This is a genomic window from Streptomyces sp. NPDC088400 (assembly GCF_044753355.1).
Taxonomy (GTDB): Bacteria; Actinomycetota; Actinomycetes; order Streptomycetales; family Streptomycetaceae; genus Streptomyces.
In genome coordinates this window covers 430,730-454,171 of record NZ_JBIVMZ010000001.1, presented here as the reverse complement: position 1 = coordinate 454,171, position 23,442 = coordinate 430,730, and the positions used below count along the sequence as shown (strand labels likewise).

Annotated in this window: 12 protein-coding genes and 1 pseudogene; 5 read left to right on the top strand and 8 right to left on the bottom strand. The window is 69.4% G+C overall.

Features of this window, described 5'->3' with window-relative positions:
• Positions 1-90: 90 nt before the first annotated feature.
• The 5 genes from ACIQD6_RS02125 to ACIQD6_RS02105 form a co-directional block, all read right to left on the bottom strand.
• Entirely contained in the window at positions 91-2,622 is a 2,532-nt protein-coding gene (locus ACIQD6_RS02125) for a galactose oxidase-like domain-containing protein (protein WP_401877103.1), read from the bottom strand.
• Entirely contained in the window at positions 2,619-3,917 is a 1,299-nt protein-coding gene (locus ACIQD6_RS02120) for a glycosyltransferase (RefSeq protein ID WP_401877101.1), read from the bottom strand. The genes ACIQD6_RS02125 and ACIQD6_RS02120 overlap by 4 nt, the downstream gene beginning before the upstream one ends.
• A complete protein-coding gene (locus tag ACIQD6_RS02115) occupies positions 3,914-5,647 on the bottom strand; it encodes an ArnT family glycosyltransferase (RefSeq protein WP_401877099.1) in 1,734 nt (577 codons plus the stop codon). Before ACIQD6_RS02115 ends, ACIQD6_RS02120 begins: the two co-directional genes overlap by 4 nt.
• The gene (locus ACIQD6_RS02110; RefSeq protein ID WP_401877098.1) at positions 5,644-6,915 is read right to left on the bottom strand and encodes a glycosyltransferase; all 1,272 of its coding nucleotides are present in this window, start codon (positions 6,913-6,915) and stop codon (positions 5,644-5,646) included. The genes ACIQD6_RS02115 and ACIQD6_RS02110 overlap by 4 nt, the downstream gene beginning before the upstream one ends.
• Positions 6,916-7,111: 196 nt before the next feature.
• Positions 7,112-9,163, bottom strand: a complete 2,052-nt coding sequence (locus ACIQD6_RS02105) for a thioredoxin domain-containing protein (RefSeq protein WP_401877096.1) — start codon at positions 9,161-9,163, stop codon at positions 7,112-7,114.
• Between the two features lie 164 nt (positions 9,164-9,327).
• On the opposite strand from ACIQD6_RS02105, the gene ACIQD6_RS02100 reads away from it, so the two are divergent.
• The 5 genes and pseudogenes from ACIQD6_RS02100 to ACIQD6_RS02080 form a co-directional block, all read left to right on the top strand.
• Positions 9,328-10,785: an ATP-binding protein gene (locus ACIQD6_RS02100; protein ID WP_401877094.1), complete on the top strand. Its 1,458-nt coding sequence runs from the start codon at positions 9,328-9,330 to the stop codon at positions 10,783-10,785.
• A gap of 186 nt (positions 10,786-10,971) precedes the next feature.
• On the top strand, positions 10,972-11,670 hold the full coding sequence (locus ACIQD6_RS02095; RefSeq protein ID WP_401878069.1) for a DUF397 domain-containing protein: 699 nt from the start codon (positions 10,972-10,974) through the stop codon (positions 11,668-11,670).
• Between the two features lie 114 nt (positions 11,671-11,784).
• On the top strand, positions 11,785-12,414 hold the full coding sequence (locus tag ACIQD6_RS02090) for a DUF6232 family protein (RefSeq protein WP_401877092.1): 630 nt from the start codon (positions 11,785-11,787) through the stop codon (positions 12,412-12,414).
• Positions 12,411-12,758 (top strand): hypothetical protein, encoded by a 348-nt coding sequence (locus ACIQD6_RS02085; RefSeq protein ID WP_401877091.1) that lies wholly within the window; start codon positions 12,411-12,413, stop codon positions 12,756-12,758. The genes ACIQD6_RS02090 and ACIQD6_RS02085 overlap by 4 nt, the downstream gene beginning before the upstream one ends.
• A gap of 32 nt (positions 12,759-12,790) precedes the next feature.
• Positions 12,791-13,201: pseudogene (locus tag ACIQD6_RS02080) on the top strand (Uma2 family endonuclease); the annotation flags it as partial.
• Positions 13,202-13,253: 52 nt separating this feature from the next.
• Here ACIQD6_RS02080 and ACIQD6_RS02075 read toward each other — a convergent pair.
• From ACIQD6_RS02075 to ACIQD6_RS02065, 3 genes are all read right to left on the bottom strand, one after another.
• Positions 13,254-13,799 (bottom strand): hypothetical protein, encoded by a 546-nt coding sequence (locus ACIQD6_RS02075; RefSeq protein ID WP_401877090.1) that lies wholly within the window; start codon positions 13,797-13,799, stop codon positions 13,254-13,256.
• A 229-nt stretch (positions 13,800-14,028) separates the two neighbouring features.
• Entirely contained in the window at positions 14,029-15,246 is a 1,218-nt protein-coding gene (locus ACIQD6_RS02070; protein WP_401877089.1) for an FAD-dependent monooxygenase, read from the bottom strand.
• Positions 15,243-22,715 (bottom strand): amino acid adenylation domain-containing protein, encoded by a 7,473-nt coding sequence (locus tag ACIQD6_RS02065; protein WP_401877088.1) that lies wholly within the window; start codon positions 22,713-22,715, stop codon positions 15,243-15,245. The genes ACIQD6_RS02070 and ACIQD6_RS02065 overlap by 4 nt, the downstream gene beginning before the upstream one ends.
• Between the last annotated feature and the right edge of the window lie 727 nt (positions 22,716-23,442).

Below are 23,442 nucleotides of genomic sequence, written 5' to 3'. Positions count from 1 at the left end.
CCCAAGTCCCGCCGCCCGGGTACCCAAGTCCCGCCGCCCGGGTACCCAAGTCCCGCCGCCCGGGTACCCAAGTCCCGCCGCCCTGATGCCTCAGTCCCGCCGCACGTCCCCCCTGCCGCACGCCACCCCGTCCCCGTCCGGGTCCAGCCGGAGCGGGTCGTCCTGTCCGTTGACCTTCAGCCGCCCGTAGTCGTTCGTCGCGAGCCAGTCGCAACGCGCCCTGGTCGTCGCGGAGTTCGCTGCCCTCGCCCCCTCGCCCTTCGCCGCCGCCTTCACACTCTCCGGGAAGACCGTCGGTACGCAGACGTTCGCCGACCCGTAGTGCCGGTCGCAGCCCGCGACCTGCGGGCTCACCGGCGCCGAAGTCCGCTTCTTCTGCGGCTTCTTCGGGCTCTTCGCGAGCTCCCCCGCGAAGTCGTGCACGTGAGCGGACGCCGACGGCTTCCCGGCTGACACCGACGGCTCCCCGCCCGGCACCGCCGACTCCCCGGCCTTCCGCGCCGAGGTCGTCGGGCCGCCCAGGTGTACCCACTCCGCCACCGACGGAACGCCCTGGGCGTCCACGGCGAACAGCATGTACCAGCCGGGCGGAGCCAGATTCGGGTTGCTCGTCACGTTCAGATCGACGTTGTTCCCGTCCACCGAGAGCGGCAGGTCCACGAACCGCTGGTTGGGGTCCGAGGAGTGGGTCACCGCGGCCGGCCGGATCAGCTCCGCCTTGGCGATCGGCCGGTCGACCGTGATCCGCTGGGTGTCCCCGTACAGCCACTGGTTGTCGATCAGTGAAGTGATCTTCGGCCGCTCGCCCTTGAGCAGATAGGGCGGGGTGTAGAGCGAGACCTTGTGGTTCCAGGAGCCGTTGCCCGGGTTGTCGCCCGTCGTCATCACGCGGCCGTCCGGCAGCAGGAACGCCGAGGAGTGGTAGCCGCGCGCCTCCGGGTCCGTCGCCACCGGGTCGAAGGTGTCGGTCAGCGGGTCGAACAGCGAGGTTTCGAAGACCGGGTTGGCGCGGTTGTGCAGCCCGCCGCCCGTCTCCAGCACCTTGCCGTCCGGCAGCAGCACGGCGGAGCCGTACATCTTGCCCTGGGCCCCGGTCTGCGGCTGCGGGCCGTTGCCGACGTCGACCGTGCCCTGCGGGAGCGGCGGGCCCGGTGTGTACGCCGGGTCCGGCTGCTTGAGGTCGATGAGATCGGTGAGCCGGTTCGCCTCGGGGTTGGAGTCGATGTTGCCGCCGCCGATCGTCAGTACCCGCTGGTCCTGCGCGGGCGGCAGCAGCACACTGGCCGACTGGTCGCGCTCGTCCTTGTTCCGCAGCCCGGCGACGTCGGTGACGGTGTTGGCGTCGTAGTCGTAGACCGACGCGCCCGTCCCCGGGGTGCCGTTGCCGAAGACATGGCTGCCCGAGTAGAAGAGCCGGCCGTCCTGCATCAGGATCATCGACGGGTACAGGCCCCAGTACGACCAGGTCTGGTTGACCTGCCCCATCGGCAGCCACTTCTCCTGCGCGGCCGACCAGCGATCGGCGGTGACCGAGCCGGTGGAGTCCTCGCGCAGCCCGCCGAACGACATCACGTCGCCGTTGCCCATGATCGTGGCCGACGGGTACCAGTGGCCGTCGTTCATGTCGTTCGTCCTGCGGTACGTCTCGGTGGCGGGGTCGAAGAGGTACGAGTCCTTGTAGCCCTGGTAGCCGACCCGGCCGTCCGCCGACGGATAGCCCTTGTTGCCGCTCATCACCAGCACCCGGCCGTCGGCCAGTTGCACATGCCCGGAGCAGAACATGTCCTTGGGGGTGGGGACCGTACGGTACGAGCCGTCCTGCGGGTCGTACACCGCCGAGGTGAACGTACCGGCCTCGAACATCTCCGGGTCGTTGCCGGAGCCCGCGATCAGCAGCACCTTGCCGTTGTTGAGCACCACCGAGTGCATGGAGCGCACCGGGTTCCGCGTCGGGAGGACCTCCCACCTGCCGTCCACACACTCCTGAGGGGTGCCCGTGCACTCCGGTTCGGCGGGCGGCGGCGCGACCTCCTCCGTCACATAGTCGTCGGTGGTCACACTGCCCGTGCCGTACACCGACACACCCCAGGTGATCCGGTCGGTGCCGGGCGGGACGACGGGCGTACGGACCTCGGCCCGCCGGTAACCGGCGCTCAGCTCAAGGGTTTTGAGGTCCGTCCAGTACTGCCAGCCCGCCGTCGTGTCATGGCGGAAGAGTGTGATCGCCGCGTCGGGGGTCGTGGACTTGTACCAGAGGGACAGGTCGTACTGCCGCTCGGCCGACACGGCGGGCGCGCACTCGGCGGACTCCGTGATCAGCGCCTTGCGGTCACCGTCGGCGCGGCGGGTCAGCTCGACCTTGAGCGCCTTGGTGCCGGAGTGGGCCTCGGGGGCGCCGACGGTGCTGAACGTGGCGTCGTTGTCGCCCCAGCCGGACCGCTCCCAGCAGTACGGCATCTCCCCCGGTGCTCCTCCCGCGCCCGCCGTCTCGAACCCGGGGTTCTTGACGAGGTTCGCCCCGGCGGAGGCGGGCTGCGGCGCGCCGAGCAGCAGCGCCCCGGTGAGCGCGGTGACGGCGGCGAGGGCGGTGGTACGGCGGTGTGACGTACGGAGCGCTCTCACCGGCCCGCCTCACTCTCGACGCGGTCGTTCCCGGTCCCGCGACTGCCCGTACGCCCGGTGCGCCCCGAACTCCCCTTCCCCCGCTCCCTCTTCGGCAGGTACACCAGCGCCTCCGTCCCCGCGAACCGCAGCACGAACGTCGCCAGCAGCGCCGTCGCCGTCGCCGGCAGCACGCCCATTCCGAACTCGGTCACGAACAGCGCGATCAGCGGTATCCGCAGCAGCAGATCGGCGTTGGCGAGCAGCGCGAACCGGCCCACCCGGTCCGCCCAGTGCCGGTGCGCCCGTCTGCTGCGGAAGAGCAGCACCTCGATCAGCAGGAAGTTCCACAGCACACCGAACTGGTTGGCCACCACCTCCGCCGCCAGGTAGTGCGTCCCGGCCGCCGTCAGGCCGTACAGCGCGAGCAGATTCGGTACGAAGCCGGTGAGCCCGATCAGCCCGAAGGCGATCATCCGGGCGACCGGCGAGGCCGTCCGCAGCTCGACCAGATGCCGCAGGAACCGCAGCCCTTCCTTCGCCGTCGACTTGGACTCGCCCGCGAACCGGTCGCGGAAGACGAACGGCACCTCGGCCGGCTGCTCGGGCCGGCACCGTACGGCCAGTTCCAGCAGGATCTTGTAGCCGAGCGGACGCAGTGCCTCCGCGGTGACGGCGGAGCGCCGGATCGCGAAGAAGCCGCTCATCGGGTCGCTGATCCCGCGCAGCCTGCCCGGGAAGATCCCCTTGGTCAGCCAGGTCGCGGCGCGCGACACGGCGACGCGGTAGCCGCCCGCCAGACCGGCCCGGCTGCCGCCCTCGGTGTAGCGGCTGGCGACGACGAGGTCCGCGGATCCGCGCTCACCGGCCGCGACCAGGTCGGGGATGAGGGCGGGCGGATGCTGGAGATCGGCGTCCATGACGACGATCCAGTCGGAGCCCGCCGCCTTGAGCCCTTCGACCACGGCGCCGCCGAGGCCGCCCTCCGGGGTCTCCCGGTGGATCACGCCGACCGGGAAGGGGCAGTCCTGCGCGGCGGCCCTGATCACCTCGGGGGTGTCGTCCGTCGAGTCGTCGACGAAGAGCACCTCGCAGGGCAGCCTGGCCGGTACGGCGTCGGTCAGCTGGCGCAGCAACTCGACCACGTTCGCTGATTCGTTGAAGGTCGGGATGATGACGGTGACGGCTCCCGGCTCGGCGACGGCTGTCGCTTCCAGCCGGGCGTCGCCGAGAACCCCACCGACGGGTCCGGACGAGTGGCCCGTCCGTCCGGGCCTGCCCGGGTCCCCCGTCCCCGGAGCGGGAGGAACGCTCATCGCTCGCCTCCCACGACTCGCTCGGCTCCGACAACCCGCTCGGCTCCCACACTTCGCTCGGCTCCCACGGTTCCCACGATCTGCCTGATCTCGATCCGATCCTCACCGTCACCGAAGACAGCCACAGGGGTCGAATGGTTGAGCGCGTCCCGCACATTGGGCAGGTTCCGCGCGTCGCGCCGTACGGTCGGGGAGGCGACCACATAGTCCAGGTCACGCCAGCCGCCCGGCATCGTCTTCGTCACGGCCGGGTCGAGGTCGGCCTTGTAGAACCAGATCGCGCCCAGGCCCGGTTCGTACCCGGCGTGCACCAGGTCCAGCCACAGCGCGTCATCGACCAGCACACGGGACGTCGCCGGGTCCGGCACCTTCGTCGCCATCCAGGAAGCGGCTGCCCGGTAGGGGGCGTTGGCGTCGGCGGTCAGCGCGGTGCGGTTGCCGTCGTACCAACGCGGCGCCACATACGCGAGGGAGGTCGCCGCCAGCAGCGCCAGCGCCGTCCACCGCAGGGCCGTCAGCTTCCGGCTCTCCCCCGAGGCGTTCCGCCGTCGGCGCAGGACGGCATGGGTGACGCTGGCCGCGCCGCCCGCCAGCACCAGCGCCAGGAACGGCAGCCCCTGGAGCACGTACATCGCGGGCAGATAGCCGGACGGGCGCAGCGCGACGGCGGTGAGGATCACCACGACCAGCGCCGGGCCCGCCAGCGCCCGCGCCGTGACCGACCAGCGGAAGGTCACCGCCAGCAGGATCCCGCCCGCGATACCGCCCAGGGGCAGCACCCGGTCGTAGTACAGCCAGGACTGGAGCACACCGTACGAACCGCTGCCCGGGTCGAGCACGAAACCGGAACCGGGCCTGCTCATCTGGTACGTGATGCCGTCCCAGAGCGAGACGTGTCCGTCACCCGGCAGCAACTCGCCCTTGAGCAGGGCGAACAGCGGGTAGGAGAGCCCGAGCAGCACACAGGCGGTGATCGCTCCGGTCACCGCGAATTTGCGGGTGTCGCGATGGCTGTGCCGCCACAGCGTCAGCAGCAGGGCGGGCAGGACGACCAGCATCGTCTCCTTGGTGAGCACCCCGACGGCGGCGGCGAGTCCGGCCGCGAAGTGGTGCCAGAGGTGGCGGCTGGGCGAGGCCGCCAGGCAGAACGCGAGCAGCATCCACATCACGGCGATGTTGTCGAGGAAGATCTCGCGCTGGAGCACGACGGACAGGGGGGACAGTCCGAAGAGGACCATGGCCAGGCCGGCCGCCCAGCGCGGCAGCCACAGCCGCCGGGCCAGTACGTAGAGGAGCACCGCGCTGGCCGCGCTGACCAGCAGCATCGCGAACCGCATCGGGGCGACCGTCATCGACTCGGGCGAGATGAGCGACGGCAGCCAGGTCAGAAAGGCGATCTGTAGCCAGCCGAGCGGAGGGTGGTCGTACCAGTAGGTGTAGTGGGCCAGGCCCTTGCCCTCGCGGACCGCCCAGGCCTGGGCGAGATAGGTGCCCTCGTCGTCGCTGAGCGACGGGTAGTGCTGGATGTTCCAGCCCTGGACGAGCAGGATCGCGACGAGGAGCACACCGCACAGCAGCAGGTCGGAGCGTGAGCGCCGGAAACGTATCACCGGCCGCTGGAACATGACCGGCCGGCCGCTGCCGCTCGGTATGAGTCTTCGCGGCGCGGGAACGGCGACCTGGGCCGGCCTGATCGTCTCCGTGGTCTCCGCAGGGAGCGTGGACGTCATGCGTGCACGTCCTCTCGTATGGAATGCGCACCCTCTCGCACGAGATGCGCGCCGACATGACTGGTCAGCTCCCAGTCACCGCGCCCCCGTTGCTCGCGCCAGACCGCGCGGACCGCCGCACCGGCCAGCAGCATCTGGTAGAAGGGGCCACCGACGATGAGCTTCAGGTAGTGCGTGAGGCGGACCCGGAGCCCGTACTGCCTGCCGAAGTCATGGAGCCCGACGATCTCGAAGACGAAGGTGACCATCGCGGTGACCAGTGGCAGGAAGGTGATGAACGCGACCGTCACCGGCACGTCGAGGAACAGCGCGACCCCCACGTTGAGCGGGATGACCAGCCCGGTGAACGCCTGGAAGAACGGTGTCATCAGGGTGTAGCGCGCGAGCATCCGCTGTCCGTGGGTGGGCAGTTGGCGCCAGTCCTTCTTCCGGTAGACCTGAAGGAAACCCTGGTTCCAGCGGGTGCGCTGCTTGAACAGCGACATCAGCGAGCCCGGGGTCTCCTCGCGGGTCACCATGTCGGAGTCGTACGCGACGACGACCTTCTTGCCGGTACTGGAGAGCCGTACGCCCAGATCGCAGTCCTCGGCCAGGCAGTTCTGGTCCCAGCCGCCGGCCTCGCGCAGCACTTCGGTCCGTACGAAGACGGTGTTGCCGCCGAGCGGTATGAAGCCCTTCTCGGCGTGCAGGTGGAGCCGGCTGCGGAACCAGAAGAAGTACTCCAGGCAGTTGCGCAGGCTGTACCAGCTGGAGTGGAAGTTGATCAGCTGGACGCCGCCCTGGACGACATCGGCGCCGGTGGAGCGGAAGGCGTGGTCGACATGGGTCAGCAGCGCGGGGTGGACCTGGTCCTCGGCGTCGAAGACCCCGACGATCTCGCCGGTGCAGTGCGGCAGCGCGGTGTTCAGCGCCTTGGGTTTGTTCTTCGCCTCGTGAGTGTCGACGACGACCCTGACCCGTGCCGGATCGCGGGCGGCGGCCCGCTCGGCGACCGCGGCCGTCTCCGGGTCGTCGTGCCCGACGATGACGATGATCTCGAACGCGGCGTGACTGGATTCCAGTAACCGCTCGATGGTGTGCTCCAGCACCGCCTGTTCGTGCCGGGCGGGCAGGAGCAGCGAGAACGAACCTTCTCTTCCGCCGTCAGGCTGGTCGAATCTGGTCGCGGCCAGCGTTTCGGGTGTACGCCAGGCGTGCATCTGCCACCACAGCGTGAACGCGGCCATCCAGAAAAGCGCCAGTGAAACGGCAGCGATGAACACGGACATGACCACACGGCCCCCCTTGGCCCGGGGCGCTCAGCGGCAGGCCAGGCCCCCCTGGCCGCCGACGCCCCGTCATCCCCCTCACACACAGGTCCCACGTGCGTACCTGCTGTGACTCTTGTGAAGACAATAAGGGGAACCTGTGACACTCGGGGGGACGATCAGGTGAATACCGCGTTTCAGTCCGATTCGTTACCGATCAGAAATCGTCCGCGTCGACCCGGAAGACACCCAACTCGCTTCCGAGGACGTCAGCTTCGGTCGTCGGCGCGGCACAGACGAACCGTCGGCAGACATAGGCGGCAGCCTGCCCGTCCACCAGCGGACGGTCTGCCAGCAAGGGGAATTCACCGCCGCCGGCCGCACCGGTCGCGACCACCGCGCCGGGGGCGGTGCCCAGCAACGCCGTACGGTGCAGCCGGGCCGTACGCTCATCGCCCTCGGGCCCGACGACGGCGACCTCGCGCGGCCCGTCCAGCAGCGCCTCGGCGACCGCGAGCCCCCAGCCGACGAAGCGCGGCGCCCTCGGCCCCAGCGCCTTCACCACGCCCAACGCCCCTTCGGCCGCCGTGCGATGAGCCTCGGAACCGGTGTGGGCGGCGTACGAGAGCAGCGCCCCGGCTGCGGCCGTCCAGCCGGACGGGGTGGCGTTGTCCGTCGGGTCCTGGGGCCTGCGGATCAGCTGTTCGGCGTCGTGGGCGGTGTCGAACAGCGTCCCGCTCTCCCCCACGAACTGGTCGAGCACGATGTCCAGCAGGAACCCGGCGAACTCCAGCCACGCGCCCTCCCCGGTGACGGCGGCGAGCGCGAGGAATCCCTCCGCGACATCGCCGTAGTCCTCCAGCACCCCGGCGTTGGCACCGGTGCGCCCGTCCTTCGAAGTACGGGCGAGGCGCGCCGCGTCGTCCAGATGCAGCCGCACCAGCAGATCGGCGGCCTCGGTGGCCCGCTCCACCAGATCGGGGCGGTCGAAGTACGCGCCGGTCTCGGCGAGCGCGGCGATCGCGAGCCCGTTCCAGGCGGCCACGACCTTGTCGTCCCGCCCCGGCCTCGGCCGCAGGTCACGCGCCGCCAGCAGCCGCTGCCGTACGGAAGCGATCCGCCCGGCGTCCACCACCCCGCCGCCCTGCGGGAGTTGGAGCACGGACGCGCCCTCTTCGAAGGTCCCCTCGTCCGTCACCCCGAAGTACTGGGCGGCGAACGCGGCGTCGGACTCCCCCAGCACCTCGCGCAGCTGGTCCGGCGTCCATACGTAGAACGCGCCCTCGACATGCTTCCCCGAGCCGTCGTCGCTGTCGGCGTCCAGCGCGGAGGCGAACCCGCCCTCGACGGTGCGCAGTTCACGCACCATGAAGTCGGCGGTCTCCAACGCCACGCGCCGGGCCAGATCGGATCCGGTGGCCCGCCACAGGTGCGCGTACACGCGGCACAGAAGCGCGTTGTCGTACAGCATCTTCTCGAAGTGCGGTACCACCCACTCGCGGTCCACGGAGTACCGCGCGAACCCGCCGCCGAGCTGGTCGTAGATCCCGCCCCGGGCCATCGCCTCGCACGTGTCGGCGGCCATCTGGAGCGCGCCCTCCGCGCCGGTACGGGCGTGGTGGCGCAGCAGGAACTCCACCACCATCGACTGCGGGAACTTGGGCGCCCCGCCGAACCCGCCCCACTTCGCGTCGTACTCCCGGGTCAGCCCCAGCAGCGCCTGCGCCAGCTCCTCCTCACCGGGCACCCCGTCCCCGCCATGCGCGAGCGACCGCCCGGCCAGCTCCCGCACGATCCGCCCGGCGACCTCGGCGACCTCCTCGCGCCGCCCGGTCCACGCGGCGTCGACACCCTCCAGGACCTGCATGAAGGAGGCCATGCCGTGGCGCGGCTCGGGCGGGAAGTACGTACCGAAGTAGAAGGGCTCCCCGCCGGCGGTCAGAAACACCGTCATGGGCCAGCCACCCTGCCCGGTGGCGGCCTGCACGGCCTCCATGTAGACGGCATCGACATCGGGCCGTTCCTCGCGGTCGACCTTGATATTGACGAAGTGGGCGTTCATGTACGCGGCGGTGGTGACGTCCTCAAACGACTCGTGCGCCATCACATGGCACCAGTGACAGCTGCTGTATCCCACACTCAGCAGCACCGGCACATCGCGCTCACGCGCTTCCTCGAACGCCTCCGGCGACCAGGGCCACCAGTCGACGGGGTTGTCGGCGTGCTGGAGAAGGTAGGGGGAGGTCTCGTGGGCCAGTCGGTTCGGCATACGTCCCATCCTGCCAGCGCGTGCAGCCGCTGCTGTGGCCTGTGCCGGCCGGCACAGGCCACAGCTACTGGCTCCGCAAGGACTCCAGACATCCGAACATTCGGGTAGAATCAATCTACGTAGATGAGATCTACATAGATGCTCAGCGGGAGCACGGGAGAAAAATGGCCGCCGGTACCTTCGTAGGCCGCAGCACCGAACTGAATGTGCTGCGCAAACGTCTCGACCGTACCCACGCGACCGGATCCGGTAGTGCCGTCGCCATCCGGGGACGGCGGCAGGTCGGCAAGTCGCGACTGGTTCAGGAGTTCTGCGACCGGGCGGGACTGCCCTATCTCTTCTTCACCGCCACCAAGGGCGCCTCTTCGCTGGAGGCCCTCGCCGCCTTCCACACCGAACTCCGCGAATCGGGGCTGGCCCGTCACGATGAGGCACTTCTCCCACTGGACGCTCCCCGGAACTGGCCCGACGGGCTGCGGCTGCTCGCGACAGTGCTGCCGTCGACGCCCTGTGTCGTCGTACTCGACGAACTCCCCTGGCTCGCCGAGCAGGACCCGCTCTTCGACGGCGCTCTCCAGACCGCGTGGGACCGGTTGCTGTCCCAGCGGCCCGTGCTGCTCCTGCTGCTCGGCAGTGACCTCCACATGATGGAACGGCTCACCGCGTACGACCGCCCCTTCTACGGCCGCGCCGACAACCTCGCCCTCGGCCCGCTCAACCCGGCGGAGACCGGGAAGAACCTCGGACTCGACGCCCCGGATGCCATCGACGCCCACCTGGTCTCCGGAGGCCTGCCCGGAATCCTCCGCGCCTGGCCCCATTCCATGCCCGCCCTCGACTTCATCGAGGCCGAGTGCGCGGACCCCGCCTCTCCACTGTTCGGCGTCCCGGAGTCGGCTCTCATGGCCGAGTTCCCCGCGCCCGACCAGTCCCGGCGCGTACTGGAGGCCATCGGCAGCGGGGAGCGTACGCACGCGAATATCGCGGCCGCGGCCGGCAGCCAGGACGGTGTACTGCCGTCCGGCGTGCTCTCCCCGATACTGCGCCGCCTCTCACAACAGAAGCAGGTGCTCGCGGTCGACAGCCCGCTGTCCACCAAACCCGGGAAACCCGCGCTCCATCGCATCGCGGACAGCAATCTGCGTCTGTACCTCGCCGCCCTGCGCACCGCCGAGCAACTCGCCCTGCGAGGGCGCCCGGACGCTGCGTTCCGGGTGGTGCAGCGACGCTGGGCGGCCTGGCGGGGCCGCGCCGTCGAACCGCTGATCCGCGAATCGCTCGAACTCGCCGCCGTAACGGGTGACTTCCCGTGGCCCGACACCGAGGCGGTGGGTGGCTGGTGGAACCGGCAGTTCAGCCCGGAGATCGACCTGATCGGCGCGGACCGCGCCCCGGTGGCGCAGACCGTGTTCTTCGCCGGCTCGGTCAAATGGCTGGCGGGCCCCTTCGACCGCCACGACCTCACCGCCCTGGAGCGCGGCGCGGCCCAGGTACCGGGATTCACCCCGGGTACGGGCGGACTGGTCGTCGCCACCCTCAGCGGCACGACGGACATCGCCGGGGCCGATTCCGTGGGTCTCGTCTGGGAACCACGGGACGTCGTCGCGGCCTGGCCCGCGTGACGGGTCGACAGGCGGGTTGGGCCCGGAGCGGTCACGTGCTCAGTCCGGCGGGCAGACCTCGTCCGGAGCGGAGTCCGGGCACTTCGGGCCGCCGCACTCGCACGGCGGCCATCGCAACCCGGAGCCGGGGACGAGATCCGCGCCGTCGGAGTTCGGGCTGAACGGTGCGCTCGTCGTGCCGAAGTGATGCCGGGCCTGCTCCAGACCGAGGACTACGCCCGCGTGGTCCTCTCCTCCGCTCCAAACCCCGGGACACAGGACGAGGTGGAAGCACAAGTAGCCGCTCGTATCGGTCGTCAGCAGCTGCTACGAGGAAGCCCTCCCCCGAGCATGCGTGTCATCCTCAACGAGTCAGTGCTGAGGCGCCCTACCGCCGATCCGAAGGTCTGGACGGCGCAGCTCTCGCACCTCGTCGAATCAGCCGGGCAACCGAATATTGTGATCCAGGTGCTTCCCTTCTCCGCCGGGGTGCACGACCTCATGGGAGGCTCCCTGTCGCTGCTCTGGCAGGGAGACGGAACAGGCGTTGTCTACCTGGAAGGCAACAAGTCGGGTGAGCTGGTCGAAGATCCGGAAGAAGTCGGGCTGTACCGGCTGTCATACGATCAGCTGAGGGACTCGGCTCTTTCGCCGTCAGCCTTCGTTGGACTTCATCAGAGACCTCATGGAGGGCAGCACCTCATGAACACCCCCGATATGAGTGCCGCTGTGTGGCGCAAGAGCAGCTACAGCAACGGGGGAGACGGTAACTGCGTCGAGGTCGCGGACGGCTTCCCCGGCGTCGTTCCCGTCCGCGACAGCAAGGCCCCCCACGGCCCCGTGCTCCTCCTCTCCCCCACCAGTTGGGCCGGGCTGGTCGGGTTCGCCCGCAACATCGGCGCTTGACCTCGGCGTCAGAACGCGCGGCGGGCCTTCACCACGGACGGCGTGACGGGACACCGATATTGGCTGCATTTCGTCTTCTCGTCGAGTGAGAGTGCGCGTACTTAATGGTCCCCTGTGTCCGCAGATTCACGTACATACGGGGGACTTGTGGAGAACACCGGGACCGTTGGAACCTCATTACCAGTGCCGCCGCCTCCCCCCAGTGGGACCAGCGTCGAACTCAAGGTCGGCAGACGGCTGCTGTGGGTGGGAGAGGCGGCCTATCCACTGCACAACATCACGCGGGTCCACACCCTCGTACTCCGACCCAAGCGCATGGAAGCCTTCATGAGCTTCTTGAAGTGGCTCGGCATCATTGTGGTCGCGTTCGTCCTGCTCCAGATGGTCAACGCCAACTCGGCCTCGCCGTACGACGAGCAAGCGGGAAGCGACTCCGCCAGCACGCTGCGGGTCCTCGGCATCGCGGTGGTGATCGGCCTGGCCCTGCGGCTCGCGAAGGAGTGGAGCGCACCGTCCCAGCACGTACTGGCCGTCGAGACGTCCAGCGCCTCCACCGCGCTGGTGACGCTGCCCAATCCGGAGCAGCTGCGCCAGCTGGTCCGGTACCTCGTCAACGCCATCGAGAACCCGGAGGCCGAGTTCCACGTGCGCGTGGAGCGCGTACTGGTCAACCCCAAGAACTACCACTTCGGTGACAACGTGAACATGTACGGCGGTCTGTACAACACGGGGGTGAGCAAGTGAGCGGCGGCAACTCGCACCACTACGGCAACAACATCCACGGCGACAACGTCAATATCTACGGCGGGACAGGCAACACCGGCATCGTCAAGCACCAGTCCCCTGCTCTGCGCGAGGCGACCGGGGAGCTTGCGCGGCTGCTCCAGGAGCTGCGCGGTCAGCTCGCGCCCGGGAGCGCGCAGGTCATCGACGACTCCCTGCCTGTGATCACCTCCGACGCGAGCGCTCCGCAAGAGCGACACCGCGCCCTGATCGCCGTGGCCACCATCGCCACGACGGTCGGAGCGCTCGGCCAGCCGGTCGCGGAGGCGGCGAACAAGGTCCTGGGGCTGCTGGGCGCCCTGTAGGGCGACGAGACGCTTCTGCTCCCGTCCAGATCCGGTGCCCCGGCAACACTCTGGACGCCGCCGCAGGTCCGGACTGGAACGCCGACACGGACTTCGATGTCCGCCTGCAGGACGTTCCACTCACCAACCGCCGTCCCGATGTCGTCGTCTACCGGGCGGAGACCATCGACCTCACGCCCACCCGCCCCGAACATGTACTCCTGGTCGTCGAGGTCGTGCCGCCGGGCTCGGAGACCACCGACCGGATCGTGAAGGTGGACCAGTACGCCAAGGCCGGCATCCCCTTCCACTGGCGGATCGAACAGGCCGCCACCGGTGTCCCCATCATCTACACCTACGTTCTCGACCCCGCCACCAAGGCCTACAGGGACGGCGAGATGTTCACCGGCGCGATCAAGGCTGCCGCGCCCTTCTCCGTCGCTGTCGACCTGGGAACCATCTGACAGGGTTGGAAGATCAGGTGGCCTCGTCTGCGCTGCCCCGCCGGCCCCCTCCTCAGTGAGCGGGCGCCGGGGGCAGGCAACCTGTCTCCGGGAAATGACCATTGACATCAGTCCGGACGCGATCTGGGCTGACGGCACCGGTGATGCATGCGGTCTTGCCGATCCAGATTCCGTACGTGCTGCCTTGAGCAGGGTTCTCTTCTCCCCCGGCGGGCCACTCCGCCACGGCCAGATGAGCGGGAGAGGCCAGTCGTGTGAGTACCGGCCGCACCTGCGCGGGCTGGGTCTGATCGTTACGCCGCAGCTCTTCAAGGGCCCGTGTTATTTCCTTGGCCTTCTCACGCGCTCGCTTCTCGTCCGCGGCATTCGGACGGTCGGGGCGCTGCGCCCGGCTGTTGTCACCGTAGTTGGGCGGCTCATCCGCCTTGGCCGCGCCGCTGGTCGGGGTCTCTTGGCCGGCCGGGGTCTCCTGGTCGGAGGCGTTGGACGACTTGGTGCCGTTGAGATTGGAGAAGAGATCGTCCGCGCTCTTTCCGCAGCTCGTCAGAGCGAGAACACAGAGCACAGCGATCGCGGCTGTCCTGGTACGTCGGGGCATGGCTCCCTTTTTCCCTCCGGCATGTGCCGTACTCAACGGTAGCCCGCCTCGGGCTTCGGTTCCGCTGCTGTGCGAGTGCGGGGCCCTGGAGAGGGGCCCCGCACTGGTTGCCGACCCGGACCTGGGTTGCAGGTTCATCCCGCCAAAGGTGTGCTCAAGGGAGTTCGCGGAAAGGGCCGAGCCCCGGCCCGGCCGTAAAGGCGGCAGAAAAGTACGGCCGGGCCGGGGGTCAGGCCGGCCAGCGGAGCAGCGACTCCAACTGGCCTGCCAGGAAGGGTTCGTCCGCTGCGCGCAGTCCTTCGTCCCTCTGCCGGCGTTCCTCGGGGTCCTCCAACTGCTCCGTCTCGCTGACCGATCGGGATGCCGCGACCACTGTGCGGGTCCGCTCGCGCCGCTGGTCCTCGTACGCACGGAACGCGGCAGCCGGATCGTCCGGGGACGCCGCCAGGCAGTCGGACAGGACGACCGCGTCCTCTATCGCCATCGCCGAGCCCTGTCCGAGGCTGGTCAGCATGGGGTGGGCGGCGTCGCCGAGCAGGGTGACCGGGCCCTCACCCCAGTGTTCCAGGAACGGACGGTCGTGCGAGGGCACCGCGAGGATGGCTTCCTCCGGGGTCTCCCGGATGATGTCGCACACTTCGTCAGCCCAGCCGTCGTATGCGAGCAGGATTTCCTCCTTGTCGCCCGTCCAGTGGCGCGACCGCTCGGCGGGCATGTTCATGGTGCCCCACCAGTAGTAGCGGCCGTGGCCCACATCGATGAGGCCGACTCGTCGGCCGCTGCCCCAGTAGTGGCCGACGTAGCCCGCGGGGAGATGGGGCCGGGCGAAGGGGACGACCGCCAGCCAGCACACGTAGCCGCTGTCCGTGGACTCCTCCGGGCCGGCGACCTGGCGACGGATCGCCGAGTTGAAGCCGTCCGCGCCGACCACGGCGCGACCGTGGACCACCGTGCCGTCGTCGAAACGGACCGAAGCCCCGTCCGCTTCCACCGTGTACCCGGCGACCGCCTTGCCCAGGAACAGCGGAACGCCGTCTGTTTCTTCGAGCAGCGCGGCCTGAAGATCGGCGCGTGTCACGCATACCGACGGCACGCCCAGCCGGTCGGTGACCGCTTTCAGCGGCTGCTCCTGGATCAGGCCGCCGGTTTCGTCGAGGACATGGAAGACCTCGATGGTCTGGCCGCGCTTGTCCAGATGGAGATCGATGCCGATCGAAGCAAGCGCGCTGACAGCGTTGCTCATCACCGACAGGCCGGACCCCGCGGGGCGCAGAGAGGTGGCGCGCTCGTACACGCGGACGCCGATGCCGGCCCGTCGCAGCGCGGCGGCAGCGGTCAGGCCGCCGATACCGGCGCCCACGATGATCACGTCGGAGGTGTGCTCGACGGCTTCGTGCTCAGGTACGGCATCGTGCTCAGGTACGGCATCGTGCTCAGGTGTGGTCATGCTCCGGTTTCCTCCTGCGGGGAAGGGGTGAACGAGCCGTCCAGAATGCGGCCGATGACGCCGGCCGTGTGCTCCACGTGGGGCGGTTCGATGATGGACAGGTGGTCGCCCGGCACCGTGACGGTGCGCAGTCGGCCCGTGGTCATGTGCCGCCAGCCGTTGGTGGCGTCGGCGTGCTGGCTGCCACCGGCGCTGTGCATGTCCAGCAGCACCTCGGGCAGCGGCTCGGCGGCCAGCAGCAACGTGAGGTCCTGGTCGGGCGGATCCGGCCGGTAGGCCAGTGCCGCGCTCCAGTTGGCCCGGTACACCGCGAAGAGCCGCTCCACCAGTTCGTCGGTGCTGCCCGGCGGCAGTACCCCGGTGTCCACGGCGAAGTCCGCGATGAAGGCGAATTTCTCCTCCAGCGTGACCAGGCCGTCCGGGATGATCTCCAAGGGTGACGTGCCGCCGCGTTCCAGCCACAGCAGCTCCCAGAAGAACCAGCCGAGCACCGCGTCGTCGTCGAACGCGGCCCGATGCCCGGGGGCCAGTGCCGTGGTGTCCAGCAGCATCAGTTCCGCCACTTCCTCACCGGCCCGCCGGAGCTGCACCGCCATCTCGAAGGCGACGAACCCGCCGAAGGACCAGCCCCCGATGGTGTACGGCCCGTGCGGCTGCACTTGGCGCATGGCGGCGATGTAGTCGGCGGCGAGCTTCTGCACCGAGGTGCGCGGCTGCGAACCGGCTGCCACCCCGGCCGCCTGGAACGCGTAGAGCGGCTGCTCCTCCGGCAGGTGCCGGGCGAGCTGGACGTAGCACAGTACGTTGCCGCCCATCGGGTGGACCATGAACAGCGGGCGGCGGCTGCCCCGGGAGTGGATGGGTACCAGCGAGTTGAACGCGAACTCCGCGCCCGTCGAATCCAGTCGCCGCGCCAGGCCGGAGACGGTGGGGGTCGACAGGAACTCGGACATCGGCAGCGCGACGCCGTAGCGTTGTTCGACGGTGACCATCAGCCGCATCGCGGTCAGCGAGGTCACGCCGAGGTCGAACAGATCGTCGTGCAGACCGACCGCGGACACCGGCAGATCCAGCAGATCGGCCAGAATCTCCACCAGTTCCGCTTCGTGAGTTCCCGGGGTGGGCGGAGTCCCCGCCGGAACCTCGGGCGCGGCCAGGGGAACGCGCGACAGGGCTTGATCGTCGCGTTTGCCGCTGGAGGTCAGCGGGAGTTCGGGCAGCCAGGTCAGGTGCGCGGGCAGCATGTAGGCCGGCAGCACGGTACGAAGGTGATCGCGCAGGCCGTTCAGGCTTACGGCGTCCGGGGCACCGACGAGGAAAGCGGCCAGCACCGTCCCGTTCCCGGCCGAGGCGCGAGGCACGACCGCGACCTGTGTGATGCCGGAGCGTCCGTCCGCCCAGCCGAGGACCGCGGTCTCCACCTCGGCCGGCTCCACCCGGTGGCCGCGGACCTTGACCTGCCGGTCGGCCCTGCCGGTGCAGACGATGTCGCCGTCCGGCAGCACGATCGCGAGATCTCCGGAGCGGTACAGCCTCTCGTCCACCGTGCGGGACGGGAGAGTGACGAACCGTTGCCGGGTCAAGTCCGGGCGTCCCTCGTACCCCTCGGCGAGACACCTCCCGCCAAGGTACAACTGCCCCTCGACACCGGTCGGGACGGGGCGGAGCTCCTCGTCCAGGACATGGGCCTCCGTACCGTCGATCGGCCGGCCGATGGGCGGCAGTTCGGGGAAGGTGGCCGGGTCGCCGGTCATGGTGAAGGCGGTGACGACGTGGGTCTCCGTCGGCCCGTACTGGTTCTCCAGCAGCGCTGAAGTCGGCAAGGCCGCGAGGAACCGGCGCATCAGGCTGGTGACCCGGAGCTGCTCGCCGGAAGAGACCACCACGCGCAGCCGGCGCGGTACCAGGTTCAGCGCCTCGGAGGCCTCTGCCATGTGCTGGAGCGCCACGTAGGGCAGGAAGACCCGCTCCACGCCTTCGTCGTCCATCAGCCTGAGAAGGGTGCGCATGTCATGCCGTTGGCTCTCGGTGGTCAGCACCAGGGTGCCGCCGCCGCACAGGGTGGAGAAGATCTCCTGGAACGAGACGTCGAAGTTCATCGACGCGAACTGGAGTGTCGTACCGCCCACCGCGCCGCTGCTCACGCTGTTCTGCCAGCTCACCAGGTTGGCCAGAGCGCCGTGCGGCATCGCCACACCCTTGGGCTCCCCGGTCGAACCGGAGGTGAACAGCACGTAGGCGGTGGAGTCCGGCACCGGTGCCGGCAGGCCGATCGCCGCGCAGGCAGGCCCGGGCGCGTGGTCCGGCTCACCGTCGTACGCGAGGTCCGGCTCACTGTCGGGCGCCGTCAGGGACTCGGCCGCCAGCTGCGGTGCGCATCCCTCGATCAGACGGGCATGCGGGGCGTTCGCCACGATGTACCGGGGGCGGGCCACCGTGGCCATCGCCTTCAGGCGGGCCGGTGGGTAGGCCGGATCGAGCGGGACGACGGCAGCGCCGGCCAGCAGTACCCCGATCAGGACCGCGACGGTGTCGGCCGAGCGGTCCATGGTCACCCCGATCCTGTCACCGGGGCGGGTGCCGGCCGCGACGAGGCGATGCCCCACCGTCCGGGCGGTGTCGGCCAGTTGCGCGTAGCTCCATTGCCGGTCCCCCAGCACCAGAGCCCTGGACTCGGGTACGGCTGCCGCCCGCGCCAGGAACTGGGTGGTGACAGGGAGCGCGTCGGGTACGGCGGTGATCCGCGTCGGCCCGGCGGCCAGGAACCCGAACCCGGTCTTCTCGTCGGGGTGTTCGGCGACGCGCCGCAGCACGGTCAGGAGCGTGTCGGCCAGGAGGTCGGCCTGATCGGCGCTGAAGTGCCGCCCGTCGCAGTCGATCCGCAGCTCGATCTTGTCGCTCACCGCGTCGTGCACGGCGTTGACCAGCAACGCGAAGTTGGTCTCCTCCCAGGTGCGGAAGTTCTCCAACTCCACGCCGGGCAGCGTCAGAACCTGCGCGAGCTGCCGGAAATGTACATAGTTGAACGCGGTCTCCAGCTCCCGGCCACCGCTGTCCTCCTGAATGGCGCTGAGCGGGTAGCGGCGGTGCGGGTACCCGGCCCGCTCCTGACGCAAGGCTTCCCGGGCCAGGTGCAACCAGCTCTCCGCGGTCATGGGCAGCCGCACCGGCACCGTGTTGAGGAACAGGCCGAGGGCGTCTTCCCCGTCCTCCTCGGTCCGGCCGTGTGTGATGACGCCGGATATCGCCTCCGGCGCACCGGTGAACACGCCCAGGGTCAGGCAATGTGCGGCCAGCAACAGGGATTTGATCGGCACACCCCGCGTGCGGGCGGTCGCCCGCACCGCGGCCGTCAGATCGGCGGGCAGCTCGATACGGCGCACGATGAGCCGCTCGTCGGCGGGCGGCCGGTGGGCGCGCAGCGCCGGCGGGGCCGACGGAGCGTCCGAGGCGAGCACCTGACGCCAGTGGTCACCGGCTTCCGCCGACGTGAGCGCCTGCCTCTCGGCTGCCACGTGCCCGGTGGGCGGCGGCAGTGGCGTACCACCCACCGGATCGGAATGCAGACCCAGGGCATGCGTGTAGTCCTGGAGCAGGTCACGCAGCAGGTTCGCCACGCTGCCGCCGTCGAGCAGCGCGTGGTGGAATGCCACGACCAGTTCGACCGTGTCCTGGACCGCGAAGGCGTGGAGCGACCACAGGGGTCCCTGATCGAGGTCGTAGTCGTGGAAACGCCGCTCTTCGACATGCCGGGTGATCAGCGCCCGCGCCTCCGGCTCCGGCCGCGCCCGCAGGTCGACGGCACCGACCCGGCCGGTGGAGTCGTCGTGCACGACTTGCAGCGGCTCGGAGGCCAGAGCCAGCGCGAACGTCGAGCGGAGCGCCGGGTGCCGGACGACCAGGTGTTCCACGGCCGCCAGGAACGTGGCCTCGTCCCACGGTATGCGCAGGGTGTACTGGAAGACGTCCTTGTACGTGGCCGAGGTCTGCTCACGACGGGAGTGGAAGAGCAGTCCGAGTTGCAGCCGGGTCAGCGGAAACGCGTCCTGCGCGTCGCCCAACGCCGCCCGGTCGATGCGCGAGACCAGGTGGAAGGGCGGGTGGGCCGGTTGTGGCCGCGCTCCGCCGGGGCGACCGGGCGTAGCGAGCGTACCGGGCGGGGTTGCCGACGTAGTCGTACGGGCGGCCAGCGCCTCCACGGTGGGATGTTCCACCAGGTCGGCCAGGTGGAACGTCAGGCCCTGGGCCTCGGCGCGTGCTCGTACGGTGAGTACGAGGATCGAGTCGCCGCCGAGGGCGTAGAAGTCGTCGTGAGGGCCGACGTGACCGACGCCGAGCACGTCCTCCCAGATCGCGGCGAGGGCTGCCTGCGTGGCGCCGTCAGGGGAATCGGCGTATGTGTGGGGGCCGTTGCCGTTGTCCGGGGCGGCGAGGTCACGCGGGTCCGGTAGCGCCCGCAGATCGGTCTTGCCGCTCGGGGTGAGCGGGATGCGGTCGATCCGGCACAGCAGCGCGGGCACCATGTAACCCGGAAGCCGCGCGGCCAGCGCGGCACGCAGTCGACTCGCGCCGGGGTCCGCCCCATCGGCCGTGTAGTAGCCGATCAGCCGGGTGCCGCCGCCGGGCACCACGTCGGCGGCGACCACGCCGTCGCCCACACCGGGCTGGGCACGCAGCGCCGAGGCCACCTCGCCGGTCTCCACCCGGTTGCCGCGGATCTTGACTTGGCCGTCCGCCCGCCCCAGGCACTCCAGGGTGCCGTCGGCGAGCCAGCGGGCGACGTCACCGGTGCGGTACAACCGCCCGTCCGGCGTGAAGGGGTCCGGAACGAACCGCTCGCCGGTCAGCTCCGGGCGCCCCAGGTAGCCCCGGGCGACCTGTACCCCGCCTATGTGCAGCTCGCCGGGTATCCCGACCGGCTGCGGACTGCCCAGTGGGTCCAGCACGTACAGGGAGGTGTTGTCCACCGGCCGGCCGATCGGCACCCGGTACACGCGCTCTCCCGGTTCGTCCGGGCAGGTCCAGGAGGTGACGTCCACGGCGGCTTCGGTGGGACCGTACAGATTGACGAGCCGCGTACGGCCGTCGGGTCCCTCGGCACGCAAGCGCGCGAACCGCTCGACGTGCTCCGGCTGCAGCGCCTCCCCGCTGCAGAACACGTACCGCAGCGGCGGAACTTGTGCGTCGCCCCCGTCGGCGTCGCCCCCGTCGTTTATGTCGCCGGGGGCGGCGACGGCGTCCATGAACGGACCGAACATCGACGGAACGAAGTGCAGGACGCCGACGTCGTGCTCCCGCACGACGCGCAGCACCTCCTGCGGGTCCTTCTCCGCGCCGGGCGGCAGCAGAACCAGCCGCGCGCCCTCGGCCGCCCACCAGAACAGCTCCCAGACGGAGACGTCGAAGGAGATCGGGGTCTTCTGAAGCAGTACGTCGTCGGCGCCGACCGGGTGCAACCGCTGCATCCACGCGAGCCGGTTGGCCACCGAACGGTGCTCGACCATGACGCCCTTGGGCTGTCCTGTCGACCCGGAGGTGTAGATGACGTAGGCCAGGTCGGTCGGCAGGGCGGACGATCCCGGCGGAAGAGGTGCAAGAGGCGCAGGAGGCGCAGGAGGCGCAAGAGCACGCGCGGGACGGTTCAGCAGCTCGGACGCCCGATGTGCGTGTGGCAGCGCCGCCCACGGCTTGCCGGTACTGCCGTCGTCCAACAGCACCACCGCGGCCCGGCTGTCGTCGAGAAGGAAGGCGACTCGGTCGTCGGGGTGGCCCGGGTCCACCGGCACGTACGCCGCACCGGCCTTCAGCACCCCGAACACAGCGGTCATCAAGTCCAGGCCGCGCTCCATCGCCACCGCCACGCGGTCGCCCCGCCCGACGCCCAGCGCATGCAGCTCGCCCGCCAATTGGTCGGCCCGGCGGTTCAGTTCCCCGTAGCTCAGGGAGCGGCCGGTGGCGGCTTCGGTCACCGCCGTCCGCTCCGGGTGTTGCGCGCAGCGACGCTCGAACAGGCCGTGCAGGGTCTGTGGCCCACTGGCCGGAACCGACGGGCCTTGGCCCAGGGCGTGGACGGCGGCGTGCTCGGTCGCGTCCATCACGGGGAGCGCGGGCAGCGGTTCGTGGGGCGCGTCCAGGCAACCGGACATCAGGTTCGCCAGGTGGCGGACAACGGCGGCCATCGGAAGGTCCGCGTCGAACAGGTCCACCAGGTAGACCAGTTCGATCTGGATGCCCGGCACGTCGTGGAAGTCCCGGACGAAGATATTGATGGCGCTGGCCTCGTAGCCGGGCGCCCTCATGTCGCTCTCGCGACCGATTCCGGGCACGGGAGAAGGCCGCTCGAAGCGCAGGGAGGAGATCGTCACGTCGAAGAGCTGCCGGGAGCCCGGTCCGGCACCGGCGTCGACAAGGTCGTTCAGTACGTCTCCGAGGGCGACGCGCTCGTGACGCTGGAGTTCCCGGACGTCCTCACGGACCTTCCGCACCAGGGTGTCCACCGGAGTGGCGGCCAGGTCCCGCACCCGCAGTGGCAGGGTATTCGCCAGCTGGCCCAGCGGGGCGCCCTCCCAGTGCCGGCGGTTGAGCAGCGGAACCCCGAGGACGACCTCGTCGGTTCCGTGCAACCGGGCCAGGTATCCGCCCACCACAGTGGCTATGTAGCTGAAGGGCGTATGACCGGCCGCACGGATGCGCTCCACAACGTCGGCGTGGAGTTCCCATATCACTTTCTCCCGCCGCCGAGTGCCCCGCGTGACGGCCGGACGGGGAAACAGCGCGGGCCGGACGCCTTCCAGTGCGGCGCGCAATGCCGCCCGGTCGGCTGTGGAATCCGCCGTGGACAGGTAAGCGGCCTCCTGCTCCAGCAGGGACTCGAACGTCGGCTGCGCGGGAGCGTTCCGCGGATCGGAGTGATCAGAGAGATCGGAGAGATCGGAGAGATCGGAGTGAGCGGAATCATACGAGCATCGTGCGTAGTCTTCGATTACCTCGAAAAGTAATGCGCTGCAGGAGAATCCGTCGGCGACCAAGTGGTGGGCCTTGAGATGCAGGTTCACCACATCCGGCCCCTCCACCAGAAGTGTGGCGCGAACCATCGGCTGACCGCGCAACGGAAGCGTGGTCAGCATTTCCCGTTCCCACCACGTCCGGCACGCCAATGCCGGATCGTCCTCACCGGAAAGGTCGACGCGCTCCACGGGCGTGACGGATGCGCCGACCCATTGCACCGGCGTGCCGTTCCGCTCGTCGAACCGCAGAAGAAAAGTTTCATGGCGACGCAGGGCACGCTCAATACACTCGGCCATCAGATCAAGGTCGACGGAGCCGGTGAGTCGTTCGGTCAGACAGCAGTTGTACTGGGGGTCATCCGGATGGATCACGGCTGTCGCCCAGATGTCCCGCTGGTACGAGCTGAGGGGCAGCAGGGTGCCGGAGCCAGCCGGTGCCGGCTCCCGCGCATGGGGGTCCATTTGATTAGGTCGCATCGTCTCATCCACTGACGTCGGGGCTATTGGCAGGGAGCCGGACAAAGGTCGCCGCATTGCAGATGAATGCCATCTGCGCCGCTCCGGATCGATTGGGATCGTTATGTGGAATCAGGTATTTCCGCGGATTCCATGTGCATCGCGTCCTGCAACGTCCGGGCGAAATAGGGAAGGCGACAACATCGGCGTGCTCTTCGGTAAAGAAGTGCCGACCGGCAGCCAGGAGTGACCCACGTAACACGTGGTCCGCTCTGCCCCGCACCCTCCCCTCTTGACAACAGCCCAAAGACAGATTGCTCGACCACGAGTAGATTTTCTGCAAGCCCTTGCGTGTGATCACACAACCATTGGGGTGCGGCAGTAGTCAATGCCGCACGGACGGTCAAGTCCTTCCCAAATTCAGGCCAGTTGACTACGGCGCCGTAATGGGTGTTCGTTTTGGTTCGGTTACTTTCGGTTCGGTTCGGTTCGCTGTAAGGCCCGGTTTACGAATTCATTTCCCGTACGTGCGGATTGTGCGAACAGCGGAATCCGCCGATGAAAGGGGTAACCGCGTCATATCAGAGGGTGTGGACCGAGACGTCCCGCACGGTGAGTACTTCGGCCGGGCGCGGCAGCCGCTCGTCAATGTCGATGACGATGTCGCCCGGAGATCGGGCGCGTGATAGGTCGCGCGCCCCGCCGGGCAGTCGGCTCCCTCGCCTTCACGCCC

What these genes read in the sequence shown, in the direction of transcription:
- ACIQD6_RS02120 (WP_401877101.1), bottom strand. Translation starts at nt 3,917, where the DNA reads ATGAGCGTTCCTCCCGCTCCGGGGACGGGGGACCCGGGCAGGCCCGGA.
- ACIQD6_RS02070 (WP_401877089.1), bottom strand. Translation starts at nt 15,246, where the DNA reads ATGACCACACCTGAGCACGATGCCGTACCTGAGCACGATGCCGTACCT.
- ACIQD6_RS02110 (WP_401877098.1), bottom strand. Translation starts at nt 6,915, where the DNA reads ATGTCCGTGTTCATCGCTGCCGTTTCACTGGCGCTTTTCTGGATGGCC.
- ACIQD6_RS02075 (WP_401877090.1), bottom strand. Translation starts at nt 13,799, where the DNA reads ATGCCCCGACGTACCAGGACAGCCGCGATCGCTGTGCTCTGTGTTCTC.
- ACIQD6_RS02095 (WP_401878069.1), top strand. Translation starts at nt 10,972, where the DNA reads ATGCCGGGCCTGCTCCAGACCGAGGACTACGCCCGCGTGGTCCTCTCC.
- ACIQD6_RS02065 (WP_401877088.1), bottom strand. Translation starts at nt 22,715, where the DNA reads ATGGACCCCCATGCGCGGGAGCCGGCACCGGCTGGCTCCGGCACCCTG.
- ACIQD6_RS02100 (WP_401877094.1), top strand. Translation starts at nt 9,328, where the DNA reads ATGGCCGCCGGTACCTTCGTAGGCCGCAGCACCGAACTGAATGTGCTG.
- ACIQD6_RS02105 (WP_401877096.1), bottom strand. Translation starts at nt 9,163, where the DNA reads ATGCCGAACCGACTGGCCCACGAGACCTCCCCCTACCTTCTCCAGCAC.
- ACIQD6_RS02115 (WP_401877099.1), bottom strand. Translation starts at nt 5,647, where the DNA reads ATGACGTCCACGCTCCCTGCGGAGACCACGGAGACGATCAGGCCGGCC.